This window comes from Reyranella aquatilis, assembly GCF_020880995.1.
Taxonomy (GTDB): Bacteria; Pseudomonadota; Alphaproteobacteria; order Reyranellales; family Reyranellaceae; genus Reyranella; species Reyranella aquatilis.
Genome location: NZ_JAJISD010000012.1, coordinates 117,813 through 131,829, shown reverse-complemented (window position 1 = coordinate 131,829; position 14,017 = coordinate 117,813). Strand labels below are relative to the sequence as shown.

The 14,017-nt window shown below is 66.3% G+C and carries 8 protein-coding genes and 1 tRNA gene; 5 read left to right on the top strand and 4 right to left on the bottom strand.

Annotated elements, in window-relative coordinates; genetic code table 11:
• The first annotated feature begins 157 nt into the window (after positions 1–157).
• Positions 158–820 carry a response regulator transcription factor gene (locus tag LJ725_RS23890; RefSeq protein WP_268990842.1) on the top strand — a complete coding sequence of 221 codons (663 nt, stop codon included), beginning with the start codon at positions 158–160 and terminating at the stop codon, positions 818–820.
• Complete coding sequence (locus LJ725_RS23885; RefSeq protein ID WP_230553453.1) at positions 807–2,144, top strand: ATP-binding protein; 1,338 nt, start codon at positions 807–809, stop codon at positions 2,142–2,144. Before LJ725_RS23890 ends, LJ725_RS23885 begins: the two co-directional genes overlap by 14 nt.
• A 4-nt stretch (positions 2,145–2,148) precedes the next feature.
• On the opposite strand, the gene LJ725_RS23880 is transcribed toward LJ725_RS23885, so the two are convergent.
• Both LJ725_RS23880 and LJ725_RS23875 read right to left on the bottom strand, forming a co-directional pair.
• Complete coding sequence (locus tag LJ725_RS23880) at positions 2,149–7,545, bottom strand: FG-GAP-like repeat-containing protein (protein ID WP_230553452.1); 5,397 nt, start codon at positions 7,543–7,545, stop codon at positions 2,149–2,151.
• Between the two features lie 425 nt (positions 7,546–7,970).
• Entirely contained in the window at positions 7,971–8,552 is a 582-nt protein-coding gene (locus LJ725_RS23875) for a TetR/AcrR family transcriptional regulator (protein WP_230553451.1), read from the bottom strand.
• Between the two features lie 105 nt (positions 8,553–8,657).
• Here LJ725_RS23875 and LJ725_RS23870 point away from each other — a divergent pair, with 105 nt between their 5' ends.
• Both LJ725_RS23870 and LJ725_RS23865 read left to right on the top strand, forming a co-directional pair.
• Positions 8,658–9,446, top strand: a complete 789-nt coding sequence (locus LJ725_RS23870) for a crotonase/enoyl-CoA hydratase family protein (protein WP_230553450.1) — start codon at positions 8,658–8,660, stop codon at positions 9,444–9,446.
• A 199-nt stretch (positions 9,447–9,645) separates the two neighbouring features.
• Positions 9,646–10,785, top strand: a complete 1,140-nt coding sequence (locus tag LJ725_RS23865; protein ID WP_230553449.1) for a nitronate monooxygenase — start codon at positions 9,646–9,648, stop codon at positions 10,783–10,785.
• A gap of 449 nt (positions 10,786–11,234) precedes the next feature.
• Here the strand turns inward: LJ725_RS23865 and LJ725_RS23860 are convergent, their stop codons facing one another.
• Complete coding sequence (locus LJ725_RS23860; RefSeq protein WP_230553448.1) at positions 11,235–11,873, bottom strand: TetR/AcrR family transcriptional regulator; 639 nt, start codon at positions 11,871–11,873, stop codon at positions 11,235–11,237.
• Between the two features lie 171 nt (positions 11,874–12,044).
• On the opposite strand from LJ725_RS23860, the gene LJ725_RS23855 reads away from it, so the two are divergent.
• Positions 12,045–13,835 carry an amidohydrolase gene (locus tag LJ725_RS23855; RefSeq protein WP_230553447.1) on the top strand — a complete coding sequence of 597 codons (1,791 nt, stop codon included), beginning with the start codon at positions 12,045–12,047 and terminating at the stop codon, positions 13,833–13,835.
• A gap of 104 nt (positions 13,836–13,939) precedes the next feature.
• Here LJ725_RS23855 and LJ725_RS23850 read toward each other — a convergent pair.
• Positions 13,940–14,016: transfer RNA gene (locus LJ725_RS23850), tRNA-Arg, on the bottom strand.
• Position 14,017: the final 1 nt, after the last annotated feature.

Sequence of the window (14,017 nt, the reverse complement as noted above, 5' to 3'; positions counted from 1 at the left end):
TAACAGCGACTGCAAAGTTGCGACCCCGGTTCTCCGCGCTCCAGACAATTTGCGCGCCACCGCGAGTTCACGGGTATAAGGACTCCGCAGAGCCCCGCCGCGGAAGAGGGCACAAGGTCCTGTCGGCGCCGATGGAGAGCAGACAATCCGCATCCTGTTGATCGAGGACGATGCCGATCTCTCAAGTCGACTGCACAAGGGTCTGACGAAGGCCGGGTTTGCCGTCGATTCGGCAGCCGACGGCGAGGCCGGATGGCAGATGGGCGAGACGCAGGACTTCGACGCGGCGGTGCTCGATATCGGCCTGCCAAGCCTGACAGGCATCGAGGTGCTGAAGCGCTGGCGCGCCGCGGGCCGGAATTTCCCGGTACTCCTGCTGACGGCCCGCAGCGGCTGGGCGGAGCGCGTCTCCGGCCTGAACGCCGGCGCCGACGACTATCTCGAGAAGCCCTTCCACATCGAGGAGGTCGTTGCCCGGCTGCGTGCGCTCGCCCGGCGGTCGGCCGGAGCTGCGAATCCGGTGCTCCATCACCGGGACATCGACCTCGACACCATCACCGGCCGCGTGACATGCGCGGGCCGCCCGATCGATCTCACCGCACAGGAACTCAAGATCCTGAGCTATCTCATGCACCGGCCGACGCGTATCGTTTCCCAGGGCGAACTGGTCGACCATGTGTATTCGTTCGACGCTCCCCGCCAGTCCAACACCGTGGAGGTCTACGTCGCCCGGCTGCGCCGGAAGCTGGGACACGGTTCGATCCGAACGGTCAGGGGACTGGGCTATCGCCTCGGAGACGAAGGCGATGCTGCGGAATAGCTTTCGCGCCCGCCTGATCGTCGGTGCCGTCCTGTGGATCTCGATCGGCCTGCTGATGAGCGGCTTTGTCCTGTCGCGCCTGTTCGACGAGCTGGTGGTCCGCCAGTTCGACCACGACCTCACGGACCACGCCGAAGAGCTGCGCAGCCTTCTGGAACGCCGCTCCGACGGCACCCTCGCCATCCCGCGATCGCTCAGCGACCCCCGCTTCGCCGTACCGGGTTCCGGACTGTACTGGCAGATCGAGGGAGCCGGAGGCCAGGTGCTGCGCTCACCCTCCCTCGAACGTGAATCCCTGCCGTTCGACGCCGCCGAACTGGACCACCCGCGCAGAGTGATCACCAATCTGGGACCGCTTCGCCTCTACCAGCAGCTCGTGCCCGCGGGCGAAGGCGATCCTCCCCTGCGACTGTCCATCGGCGTGGCGCAACGCACGATCGATGCGGAACTCTCGCACTTCGACCTGGCCCTGGCGGCCTCTCTCGCCGTGATCGCGATCGGCCTGAGCGGGGCGGCCGCGCTCCAGGTGACGCTGGGCCTCAGGCCTCTCGGCCGGCTGCGGCGGGCCCTGACCGAGGTCAGGGGCGGGCGGGTCGAACGCCTGCCCGACGACCTGCCCCACGAGGTCGCTCCCCTGGTTCAGGACCTCAACGCGATGATCGGCAGCAACAGCGAGATGCTGCGCCGTGCGAGGACTCAGGCGGGGACCCTGGCCCACTCCCTGAAGACCTCGCTCGCCGTCCTCCTCGACGAGGCCCAGCAACTGAAGGCGACCGGGCAGTCGGACTCCGCGGCGATCGTCGAGGCCCAATGCCTGAAGATGCAGCGCCAGATCGACTACGAGATGGCCCGCGCGCGCGCCGCCGCCCGCGGCACGTTGGGCCTGGCCTGCGCCGTGAAAGAGACCATGGCCGGCATCGTCTCCGCGCTCGCTCAGCTCAATCGGCGGCGCGGCATTGAAATCCAGCTCGATGCGCCGGAGGACCTTACGGTTGCCTGCGATCCACAGGACTTCAGCGAGATCATCGGCAACCTGGCCGACAATGCCGCCAAGTGGGCGCGCTCGACGGTCCGGCTGTCCGCCGGACTGTCCGGCGGACTGGTCATCCTGTCCATCGAGGATGACGGCCCGGGCATTCCCGAGAAGGACCGCGAGACCGTCTTCACGCTCGGAGCGCGGCTGGACGAATCTACAGCCGGCTTCGGCCTGGGGCTCGCGGTGACACGCGAGCTCGTGACGCACTACGGCGGTCGGGTCTGGATCGAGACCTCTCCCCTCGGCGGCACCAGAGCCCGTGTCGAACTGCCCGCGGTGCCCGGGTGACCGGCTAGACGATGTGGAAGTCGGCCGGATTGAGTCCGACCACACCGGTCAGGGTGGCGACCGCCACGGCATCCACCCCGCTGCCACCGGTCGCGTCCCAGTAGAGCGTGCCGAGCCCCGGGCCGGCATCGTCGAAGATGAAATAACCGGCAGCGCCACCCATCGCGGCGGCGGAGCTCTGAGCGTTCACCACCGTCGCCGCATCGCCCGCCAGCAGCCCTCCCCCGAAGCCGGCGGCCGAGAACTCGAGCAGGTCGGTTCCGACCAGGAAATCCGCGATCCTGTCGCCTTTGTCGGCCAGGGTGGCAAAGACGAACGTGTCGCTCCCGGCGCCGCCGGTGAGTGCATCCGCGCCGGCGCCACCGATCAGCCGATCGTCACCCGCACCGCCGCTGATCACGTCCCTCCCTGCGCCACCGATCAGCATGTTGGCGGCATCGTTGCCGACCAGCGTGTTGCTCAGGGCGTTGCCGGTGCCGTCGATGGCGTCGGCGCCGGTCAGCGTGAGTTTCTCGACGAACTTCACGCCGTTGCCCGCTCCGAGGTCGAAGCTCACCGAGCTATAGACCCGATCGACTCCCCCGGCATCTGTCGCGGATAGCGGGTCGATCGTCGTCGTCTCGAATACCTGATCCCCGGCATCGTCGACGTAATAGGTGTCGCCGCCCGCACCGCCCTGCAGCACGTCGGCACCCGACCCTCCGTCGAGCCTGTCCGCACCGGTCCCGCCCACAAGCGTATCGATGCCGACTGCACCGAACAGCGAGACACCGAGGTCGTTGGCGTGAAGCGTCAGGCCGGCACTCCCGCTGACCCGCAACGTCTCGACCGACTGGCCATCGGCGAGGCTGTAGTCCACCGTGCTCCAGACCGTGTCGCTGCCCTGTCCGTCCGCCTCCACGACCTGGTCCGCGGCATTGTCCACGTAGTAGGTGTCGTTGCCGGCACCCCCGATCATGGTGTCTGCGCCGGCCCTGCCGTCCAGCAGGTTCTTTCCAGCATTGCCGACCAGAACGTTGTCGAGATCGTTGCCGTAGCCCGCAAGGCCGGCCACTCCCGTCAGGCTCAGCTTCTCGACGAAGCGCAGTCCCGCAGAGCCGTTCAGATCGTAAGAGATGCTGCTGTAGACCTGGTCGACGCCGCCTGCGTCGGCGGCATCGGGCGCGTTGCTGACCGTCTCGTACACCTTGTCGCCGGTCGAGTTCACGAAATACGTGTCGTCGCCGGCGCCGCCGAAGAGCGTGTCGCTGCTGGCGCCGCCATCGAGCGTGTCGTTGCCCAACGCGCCGTACAGCGCGTCTTTGCCGGCTCCACCCGACAGGAGGTTGTCGGCGTCGTTGGCCTTCAGGGTGTCGTTGCCGATGCCGCCCGTGGCGTCCTCGATGTGGGTCGTGGTGACCGCCGTCATTCCGGTGGTGATCGCCGAAACGATGTTGCTGCTGTTGCTGGTGAGCGACACGACCGCGCCGCGGCCCAGGGCGCCGACGAGACCCTGGTAGACCGACTCGTAGCCGTTCGCGATGGCGAAGATCGGGATGATGTTGGCCGCCTCGATCGCCGCACGGACCTGCGGCACCAGGGGATAGTCCTCGAGCGCACCGTTGCCGGGCGTCTGGTTGTCGCCGTTGTTGGGCGTGGTGATGCCGCCCGCCGCCCCATCGCCGCCCTGATGATAGGGCGCATCGGTGAACAGGACCACGAAGCGGGCGGAATCCACCCTGAAGCCCGTTTCGGACGCGTGCAGTGCCACCTGCATCAGGCACTCGATCTGGGACTCGGGCTCGTCGGCACCGTAGCGGATCGCGAGAGCGTTGTACGTCGAACTGAGCGCGACAGCATTTGCCGTCAGCCCCAGTTCGAGATTGTAGACCCACTCGCCGGTTGCGCCGAACGGCGACACAGGCTTGTCGACGAAAGACGTCACGCCGAAGCGGCTGTCCACCTGCACGGCCTGCAGTGCCGAGACGATCTGCGGCACCACCCCGCGCACCGTGGCGATGTCGTCGCCGAACGAGCCGGAAAGATCCTGCAGGAACTGCACGTCGAGCGGCGCAGCGCTCGAACCGCCCCCCTTGAAGTGGCAGATCTCTCCCTGGACGACGCTATCGCTCGCGCCGCTCAGGTCGATGTAGCTGTTGCCCGTCGCGTCGCTGGCGTCGAGCTTGTCATGGCCCAGGAAGTCCTCGATCTCGACCGCTCCGCCGGCCACCTTGTAGACGTCATTTCCCGCACCGCCCGACAGCGTGTCGCGACCCGCCCTTGAGATCAGAATGTCGTCGCCGTCGCCGCCAAGTTCGAGATCGTCGCCACCGGCGCCATCGAGCTCGTCGTTGCCGCTTCCACCCGACAGGCGATTGCCGCTGTCGTTACCGATCGCGACGTGCGCCGAGCCGGTCAGGCGGATGTTCTCCACGTTTGCCGGTACACCACTCAGGTTCACGCTGCTGACGACCGTGTCGATCCCGCCGCCTGCGTCTTCGACGACGATGTCGCCCGTGTCGTCCAGGTAGTAGGTGTCGTCCCCGGCGCCGCCCCGCAATGTCTGGACGCCCGCGCCGCCGATCAGCACGTTGGCCAGGGCGTTGCCGGTGCCCACGGAACCATCGCCCGAGATCTCGAGGTTCTCGACGTTATCGGCCAGCGTGACGCTGAAGGTCGCGACCTCCGTGTCGGTGCCACCGCCGAGCCCTTCCGTCACGACGTCGGCGGCGGTGCGCATGATGTAGCGGTCGTCACCGCCGCCGCCGATCAGGACGTCGCCACCGCCGCCGCCGTCCAGCGTGTCGTTGCCCGTCCCGCCGGTGAGAGTGTTGCTGGCGGCGTTGCCGGTGCCGGTATGCGCGCCGCCGGTCAGGACGAGGTTCTCGATCTCGCCGGGAGACAGCGTGTAGTCGAACGACGCGACGACCGTGTCCGAGCCGCCACCGGCTGCCTCGACGATGGAATCGAGCAGGTTGTCGACATGGTAAGTGTCGTTGCCGGAACCGCCGATCATCGTGTCAGCGCCCGTCCCGCCGTTCAGGACGTCGTCGCCGGCCGTACCCGTCAGCACGTTGTTCAGGGCGTTGCCGGTCGCCCCTCTCGCCAGGCCCGTGAGGGTCAGGTTCTCGACTTCGCTGTCGAGCGTGAAGTCGACCGAGGCGATGACCGTATCGACGCCCCCGCCGACCGATTCGACGACTGCGTCACCGGCATTGTCGACGATGTATGTGTCGTCTCCGAGGTCTCCCGCCATCGTGTCGGCGCCGCCCGCGCCATCGAGCGTGTCGTCGCCCACGGTGCCGAAGAGTTCGTTATCCTGCGTATTGCCCGTGCCGTGGCGCGCATCGCCCTGCAGGACGAGAGCCTCGACGTCGGCCGTGAGCGTATGGTCGACGCTCGCAAAGACCGAATCGTACCCTTCGCCCGGCAGTTCGCTGACGACGTCACCGGCGGCGTCGACCACGTAGGTGTCGTTGCCCAAGCCGCCAGCCATCTGATCGGCGCCGCCGGCGCCATCGATGACATCGTCGCCGTCGCTTCCCGTGATCTGGTTGTCGAGTTCGTTGCCGGTGCCGGCGCCCGCCTGCGTCAGGACCAGATTCTCGACCTCCACGCCCAGCGTGTAGTCACCGGCCGCCAGGACGGTATCGGTGCCGCCGCCGAGCAGCTCGGCGACCGTGTCGAGCGGCGTGTCGACGACGTATGTGTCGTCGCCCTCCCCGCCGGTCATGAGATCGGTGCCAGCGCCACCGTCGAGCCAGTCGTTGCCCGCGTTTCCGGACAGCGTGTCGTCTCCACCGTCACCCTCGATCGTATCGTCCCCTCCGCCCCCGCTGATGGTGTCGTTTCCATCAAGGCCGAGGATGGTGTCCGGGCCTTCGCCGACGACGTAGTGCCCGCCATAGCCGACATCGATCGTGTCGTCGCCATTGGTGCCGTAGATGTTGGAGTCAGGCTGCCAGTTCGAATCCGAGAACAGCAGATAGGCGCTTTCGCTGCTGCCGGGAGCACCGATCATCAAGTCGGCCGTACCGTCGCCGTCGACGTCGGACGTGATGGCAACGGTCGCGCCCGTCAGGCTGCCTGCATCGCCGACCACCTTGGCCCCGCCGATTCCCTGGGCCACGAGGGCCAGGTCCACGGTGCCGGCACCCCCACCCCAGACGACATAGGCCGCGCCGCCTTGGGAGCCTCCTTCGCCGTTGTCCGGCGTGCCGATGACGAAGTCGCTGATTCCGTCGCGGTTCAGATCGGCTCCACCGGCGACCGAAAGCCGGGCGAGATCGCCACCTGATTCGGCCAGGACCCTGAAGCCACCGACCCCGTTGGCGACGTCGGCGAGGTCGACCTCTGCCGTCCCGCTCTTGCCGAACACGACGTAGGCGCTGTCGGAACCGGGCGCACCGACCAGAATGTCGGCCTTGCCGTCCCCATTGACGTCACCGAGCCCTGTGAGGACGGACCCGGCATGGTCGCCCGCCATGCCCTTGATGCGAAATCCGCCGCTGCCCGCGGCAACGCTTCCCAGCAGGACGGGCGTCGTCGTGTTCTTGCCGAACACGACGTAAGCCGCTCCCGAATCGACGCCGCCCGCATCGCTGCCGGCCGCCCCGATGAGGATCTCGGCCTTCCCGTCGCCATTGAGGTCGCCCACCGTACCGACGGTCCGGCCGGCCCCATCGCCGGCCGCTTCGCCAACGATCTTGTAGCCACCCGTTCCCGACGCGACGTTGGTCAGGCGGACGATCGTGTCCGTCGCCTTTCCCCACACCACGTAGGCCGCGCCGGCGTTGGCGCCGCCGGCGTCGTTGCCCGGCGAGCCGACCACGAACTCGGCCCTTCCGTCGCCGTTCAGGTCGGTGACCGAGGTGAGTGCAGTTCCGGCCGCGTCGCCGGCAGCCTCACCCTTCATGACGAATCCGTTTCCGCCGGCGGTGAACGGATCGCCGAGGTCGACCCCGCCGGGTGCCGCCATACCCCAGACCACGAAGGCCGCGCCGGCATCCACCGCCGCCCCGTTCTCCATGCCAGGCGCGCCGACGAGGATTTCGCCCAGTGCGTCACCGTTGAGGTCGCTGATGGAACCGACGGCCGCTCCGGCGCGGTCGCCCGCGTTCACCCCGTCGATGATGATGGTTGTGGTGGAGTCGGCGATCATGGCCGTCGTGCCTGGAGTGGCGGCTCCGAGATGCACGAAGATGCGACCGGCATAGACCGCCTTGTCGTTGTCGCCCGGCGCACCGAAGATGAAGTCGGGCAGACCGTCGCCGTCGAGGTCGCCGATGGTTCCGAGCCAGGTCGTGCCCGGCGACGTCGAGACCGTAATGCCGAAATCGCCCGTGGCATCGGGCAGGAAGCGCAGAGCCTGCCCTTGGGACAGGGCGGTGCCCAGAAAGACCTTGGTTTGCGGAACGGGCATCGGAGTCTCCTGTTAGAGCCGCCTGCCGGTACCCGCCGAACCTGAACCTCACCTGAAAATGCCCCCGGGCTCACGGACACGTTGTCGCAAGCCCGCCTCACCAGCCGTCGCGCTGCACTCGTATCGAACATGGCGGGGCCGCCATGAATGCGATGACCGCTACCGGCTCAGGGGAAGGCAACCCTCGACCTCGACGCCCGTTTCGCCCTGGCAATTCCGCAGACACCGCGAAACGCGAGGAGACGTCAAATGGGCCGCTCGATCCTGCTCTGGCTGATAGGGGTTCCCATTCCCATCATCATCCTGCTGGCGCTGTTCTGGCGCTAGCCGACCGTCCCGCCGTCTTCTCGAAACGTCCGGGGCAGCGACGATTTCCCCGAAACGGATCGAGAGAGAGCAGCGCGAGATCGTCGCTCAGGTCGAAGTCAGGCGCTGTGCGCTTCCGGCTGCTCCTGCTTGAGCAGGGATTCGCGCACGGCTTTTAGGATTGCATCCGACCGCTTTGGGTCGGTCACGACGCGGGAGAGGGCCAACGCTCCAACCATCGCGCAGACGGCCGCGATCGCACGGTTCTCTTCCTCGTCAGCGAGCGCCCGAGCGACCATCTCGAAAAAACTCTCCACATGAGGCGACATCGCGGCCCGCGCCGTCATGTCCGCGCGGCCGACGTCGGAAACGAGGGCCGCTATCGCACAGCCGTTCTGTGGTGCGTCCCGGTGCGCGCGACTTAGATAGCCACGGACGATGGCCGCGAAGTCCGGCTTCCCTTGCGCGCCGGACCGGCCGTGGGCTTTCGCCGCGCCCTCCTTCAACGCCCGCCGGAGGGCTTCGACCAGGAGATCGGCACGGGACTCGAAGTGCCCGTAGAAGCCGCCATTGGTAAGGTTCGCCTTGCGCATCAACGTCGACACGCTGACCGATTCCAGCCCCGCCTCACGGATCTGCGCCGCGGCCTCGGTCAAGATGCGTTCGCGCGTCCGTGCCTTTGCCGCCTGGCTGTGACCCATATCATCGTCCGGTTTGTCGCTTGAATTTCTGCATTATGTTCATCATCCTCCTGGATGTCGACCATAATCCAGATAAACCACAGTGGAAATCGGGGAGAGAAGCCTATGTCCGAAGCGGCTGCGACGGGGTGCGTTCGGTACGAGCGCCATGACCACATTCTCAGGATCGTCATAGACAATCCCGCCAAGAAGAACGCTTTCAGCCCCGAGATGATGCTGGAACTGTCGGAGGCAATGACGCTCCTCGACACCGACCCGGATCTCTGGGTGGGTGTGTTGTGCGCCAACGGCAAGGATTTCACGGCCGGCCTCGACATGCCCAAGTTCTTCGGACCGGCAGCCACTGCCCGGCCGCGGCCGCCGGAAAACATCGACCCGTTCGGGATGGCAAACACGTGCCGCAAGCCGATCGTGACGGCCGTCCAGGGGATCTGCTTCACCGTCGGCATCGAGATGATGCTGGCAGGCGACATCGTCGTAGCCGCCGAGGACTGTCGCTTCTGCCAGATGGAGGCCCGGCGCGGCATCGCCCCGCTGGGCGGCGCCCACTTCCGGTTCATCAGCCGGAGCGGCTGGGGCAACGCCATGTACCATCTGTTGCTGTGCGACGAGTTCTCCGCGGCCGAGGCCTACCGCGTCGGCCTCGTCCAGGAAGTCGTGCCGGTCGGCCGCCAGGTCGAGCGCGCGATGGAACTCGCGACGATCATCGCCCGCAACGCACCGCTCGGCATTCAGGTCACCAAGGAAGCGGGCCGGAAATTCATCGAGGCCGGCGAGCGGGCCGCGATCGACTACGTCCCCAGGATTCGCGAGCGCGTGTTCGGAACCGAAGATGCAGCCGAGGGTATCCGATCCTTCGTCGAAAGGCGGGCCGCGGTGTTCAAGGGCCGCTGACGGCAGGCGGGTTTCGGCTCGTCCGATGCGCGCCCGGTCAATAGTCAACACGCGCGCTTCTTGCGTCCTGGCAGCGTCGTCGTGACAATGCGTCGATGATGGCACTGTTGCCAGCCGAGAGTGTCGGCCGCGGAGGGGGCGCCACAGACCCGGCGGCTTTCCTGGTCGCATTCGCGTCTTGCCGGAGGGGAAACGTCGGATGAAGTCTGCTTTGTGCAGGAAGCTCGGAATCGAGTTTCCCCTGTTCGCTTTCAGCCATTGCCGCGACGTCGTGGCGGCGGTGTCGAACGCCGGCGGCTTCGGCGTGCTGGGCGCCGTCGCCCACACCGCGGAGAGCCTGGAAATCGATCTCAAATGGATCGACGAGCACGTCAACGGCAAGCCCTACGGCATCGACCTGCTGATCCCCAACAAGATGGAGGACAAGGAGGGTGGGCTGACGGCGGCCGACCTCGAGGCGCGCGTCCCCCCCGAGCATCGCCGGCATGTCGCCAGCCTGCTCGCCCAACATGGCATCGATACCGCCGATCTTTGGTCTGCCGGCCAAGGCGGCCACGACTATACCGACAACATGCGCGAAGGCGGCGCGGCTCGCCTTCTCGACGTCGCCTTCAGCCATCCCATCAGGCTGTTCGTGAACGCGCTGGGCGTGCCGCCGCCGTCGATCATGAAGCGCGCACGCGACAAGGACATCCTGGTGGGCGCCCTCACCGGCGCCAAGGAACATGCGGTCAAGCACGCCAAGGCCGGGGTCGACATTCTCGTGGTCGCCGGCACCGAGGCCGGCGGGCACTGCGGCGAGGTCTCGACCATGGTGCTGGTACCCGAGGTGCTGCAGGCCATTGAGGACTACAAGGACATCCACGTGCTGGCGGCCGGCGGAATCGCGACCGGGCGGCAGATGGCGGCGTGCATGGCCATGGGCGCAGACGGCGCCTGGACCGCCTCGGTCTGGCTGACGACGGCGGAGGCCGAGACGACCCCGACGGTGAAGAAGAAGATGCTGGCGGCGACCTCGCGCGACACCGTGCGGTCGCGCAGCCGGACCGGCAAGCCGACACGGCAGCTGAAGTCGGCCTGGACCGATGGCTGGCATGGCGAGAGCGCTCCCGATCCGCTGCCGATGCCGCTGCAAGGCCTCATCAGCCGACCGGCACTGGCCAAAATCGACAAGCTTGCCGCCAGCGGTCATGAGGGAGCCCAGCGGCTTGCCACCTACTATGTCGGCCAGGCGGTCGGTCTCATGAACACCGAACAGTCGGCGCGTTCGGTCGTCTACGATTTCATGAAGGATTATGCCGACGCCGCGCAGCGCCTGGCGGGCACACTCGAAACCTAGGCTCGGAACCCGACACACGACCGCCCCGTAAGCTGCGAGCCCGCAGTGCCGGCGCGAGCTTGCGCTACACCCTCGTGCCTGCCGAATACGGCATCCAGCCGTATTCATGGTGAGGTCTGCCGGGAATTGGCCGTGCGACGACCTAGCCTTATCGCTGCATGGGCCGATAGCCTCGAAATCCTCTGACAGAAACCAATGCGCAAAGACGCAGGGACGAGTCTCCCCGCCGCCGACGGTATACGAGAGGTCATGCAGGAGACCATCAGGCTGTTGTCGAGCTTCTGAAATGAGGGCGCATCGAACTCCATGAACATCAGCGTGGCCATGTTGTGCGGCCCGCGACGGCCGACCGTTGTCCGTGCCAGGCACAAGCGGACAATTTTTCGCTGGATCGATGAACTCAGGGGCTCAAGCGAAATTGGCACCCGTTCTGTGCTTGATTCTGACAGTCAGCCAAAAACCAGACGGATTAGACGGCTGATGATATTGTTCCACGCCTCAGGATTCGTCGGTTGCTCGACTATCTCGTCCACAATCTTACCCAACGTGAAGGCTTGGATCAGGACTGCGGCCGCCCGCGCATCGAACTCGCGGTTCATTAGACCTCTATTTTGACCCATCTGGAAGATGTCAGCGAGAGCGTCTGTCAGCCGCTCCTGCTCGTGCGCGAGCTTGGCGGCGAAGCGCGGGTTCATGGTGGCGAGACTGATCATCTGGATGCGTGTCGCCCGAAGTCCCGTCCTCTCCCGGACGTGCGCTGAACGGGCGACTGCCTCGAGCCCTTGCATTAGTTCTTCCTGAGACTTGGCAGTGGACACGATATCCGCGAGGGATTTGACGCTCTCGTTCACGCCGACAGCAAATCGAACGATCATCGCGGCTTCGATCACATCGGTGAGATCTTCGAAGTGGTGGTAGAGGGACCCCTTCGAGACGCCCGACGTGTCTAGAATGAGGTCCGCCGTGATGTCCGCCGGCGAAGTTACCTCCAGCAACTGGAGCGTCGTCTCAATGAGCTTCTGCCGTGTAGGGTGGACCTTTTGGGGGGCTGCCTTTGCCTGTCGCCCAACCGGTCCACTGCGCACCATCTGTCTCTTCCTTGTCGAGTTTGCATCTAAAGAGCACGTATATTTGTGGTTTGACTATGCATCTAGGAAAGTGAGACTAGACCATCAGTCTAACCGATAAGTTTTATCGCCACATTGAGTTCGGCGCCTGGAACTGGTCGATCAGCGTCGCTTCCACGAACGAGACACTCCATGTGCCGTGCCTGCTTCAGTACGATCGCCCTTCATGACGACCTCTTCGAGGGCGGTGCCAACAGTGTGTTTGGCAACTTGGCCGGTGCTCCGAAGCCGACCCGGCGTACGCTCATGGCGCTGTCGGTGGGGGCAGCCGGTGCTGCCGCGACGATCATTGCGCCGCGCGGCGCCCGGGCCGCCAACGGCGCCGAGGTCATTTTCCGCGGCGGCAAGGTCCTGCCGATGCCTGGCGCTGCCCCTGCGCAGGCGCTGGCAATCGGCGGCGGCAAGATCCTGGCGGTCGGCAGCGAGGATGAGGTGGCGGGCCTGAAGTCGACGGCCACGAAGATTGTCGACCTCGGCGGTCGGGTGCTCATGCCGGGCTTCGTCGATCCGCACAACCACTCGGTCATGTCGGCGGTCGTCCTCGAACTGCTGACCGACGTCGGCTACACGACCTATCCGACGCGCGCCAAGCTGATCGAGGCGCTGCGCGCCATGGCCGCGCGCACGCCGGCCGGCGAGTGGGTCGCGGCGTCGAACTTCGACAACCTGCTGCAGGGCGGCGGGCTGACGCGCGCCGAGCTGGATGCGGTCTCGACCGACCGGCCGATCTTCGTCTGGTACACCAACGGTCACGATGCCTGCGTCAACAGCCTCGCGCTTAAGCTGGCCGGTATCGCGGAGGACGTGGGCGAACTGCCCGGAGGCGGTCACTTCGGACGCGCGCCCGACGGCAAGCTCGACGGCCAGGTCTTCGAGGAAGCGGCCATGTTCAAGTTCCTGCCGCTGATGCTGCCCAAGATCACGATGGCGGTCGCGGGCAAGGCGCTGGAGAGCTACCTTCGCAAGGCGGCGTCGGCCGGCAACACCACGCTGCACGAGCCAGGCACGCTGAAGTCGGAGTGGGTCGCGGCCTTCGCCAAGGCGTCGCCAGGCTTCGCCTGCCGCACCAGCGCCAGCCTGATGTATGAGGACATGAAGGGCTACGAGCCGTTCCGGGCGCTCGGCATCGGCCCCCGGGCGACGGTCCTGCCCGACAGCCTATTCTCGCTGTACGGCGTGAAGATCGTGGGCGACGGCTCCAACCAGACCAGGACCGGCGCGCAGACCGTCGCGTACCTGGGCGGCAGCGCCAAAGGACAGCCCAACTTCGACGCGGCGGCCATGAAGAAGATGGTTGCCGACGTGAAGGCGTTTGGCTCGACCGTTCAGATACACTGCAACGGCGACCATACGCTCGACCTTGCGCTCGACGCGATCGAGGCGGCCTATGGCAGCTCGACAGCGCAGGGCATCAACCGGATCGAGCACTCGACCATCATGCGTCCGGACCAAGTCGCCCGCATGAAGGCGTTGAACGTCCAGCCGAGCTTCCTGATGAACCACGTGCGCTTCTACGGCGCAGCCTACCGCGACCAGATTTTCGGGCCCGAGCGCACCTTGCTGACCGACAACGCCGGAAGTTGCGTGCGTGCCGGGATTCCGTTCACCCTCCACACCGACTCACCGTGCTCGCCGGTCGGGTCGCTCGCCTTGGTCGAGACAGCCGTTACGCGCAAGTGCGTCGTCGACAACTCCGTCATCGCGCCTGACCAGGCGATCACCCTCGACCAGGCGTTGCGCGCGGTAACGATCGACGCCGCCCGCCAGATCGGGCAGGGCGATCGCATCGGCTCGCTGGAGAAAGGCAAGGAAGCCGACCTCGTGCTGCTTGAGTCCGACCCCTACGCCGCGGCCCCCGACAAGCTGGCCGCCATCAAGGTCAGCGAGACCTGGGTGGCCGGTCAGAAGAAGTACGGAGGCTAACCCGTCGGCCGCCGTTTCGAGGTCGACTTGGGGCCGCGACGGTTGGGCGATCACGAGCCTGTTGTGCCACGACCGGGCAGGCCGACATCATTTCAACGGCGGGATGGCGTCCCCGAGAGGATTCGAACCTCCGACCTCCGGTTTAGGAAACCGCTGCTCTATCCGGCTGAGCTACGGGGACG

Bases quoted from the DNA above. Each gene is read 5' to 3' on its own strand.
- LJ725_RS23875 (WP_230553451.1), bottom strand. From the start codon at position 8,552: ATGGGTCACAGCCAGGCGGCAAAGGCACGGACGCGCGAACGCATCTTG.
- LJ725_RS23880 (WP_230553452.1), bottom strand. From the start codon at position 7,545: ATGCCCGTTCCGCAAACCAAGGTCTTTCTGGGCACCGCCCTGTCCCAA.
- LJ725_RS23885 (WP_230553453.1), top strand. From the start codon at position 807: ATGCTGCGGAATAGCTTTCGCGCCCGCCTGATCGTCGGTGCCGTCCTG.
- LJ725_RS23865 (WP_230553449.1), top strand. From the start codon at position 9,646: ATGAAGTCTGCTTTGTGCAGGAAGCTCGGAATCGAGTTTCCCCTGTTC.
- LJ725_RS23855 (WP_230553447.1), top strand. From the start codon at position 12,045: ATGTGCCGTGCCTGCTTCAGTACGATCGCCCTTCATGACGACCTCTTC.
- LJ725_RS23870 (WP_230553450.1), top strand. From the start codon at position 8,658: ATGTCCGAAGCGGCTGCGACGGGGTGCGTTCGGTACGAGCGCCATGAC.
- LJ725_RS23860 (WP_230553448.1), bottom strand. From the start codon at position 11,873: ATGGTGCGCAGTGGACCGGTTGGGCGACAGGCAAAGGCAGCCCCCCAA.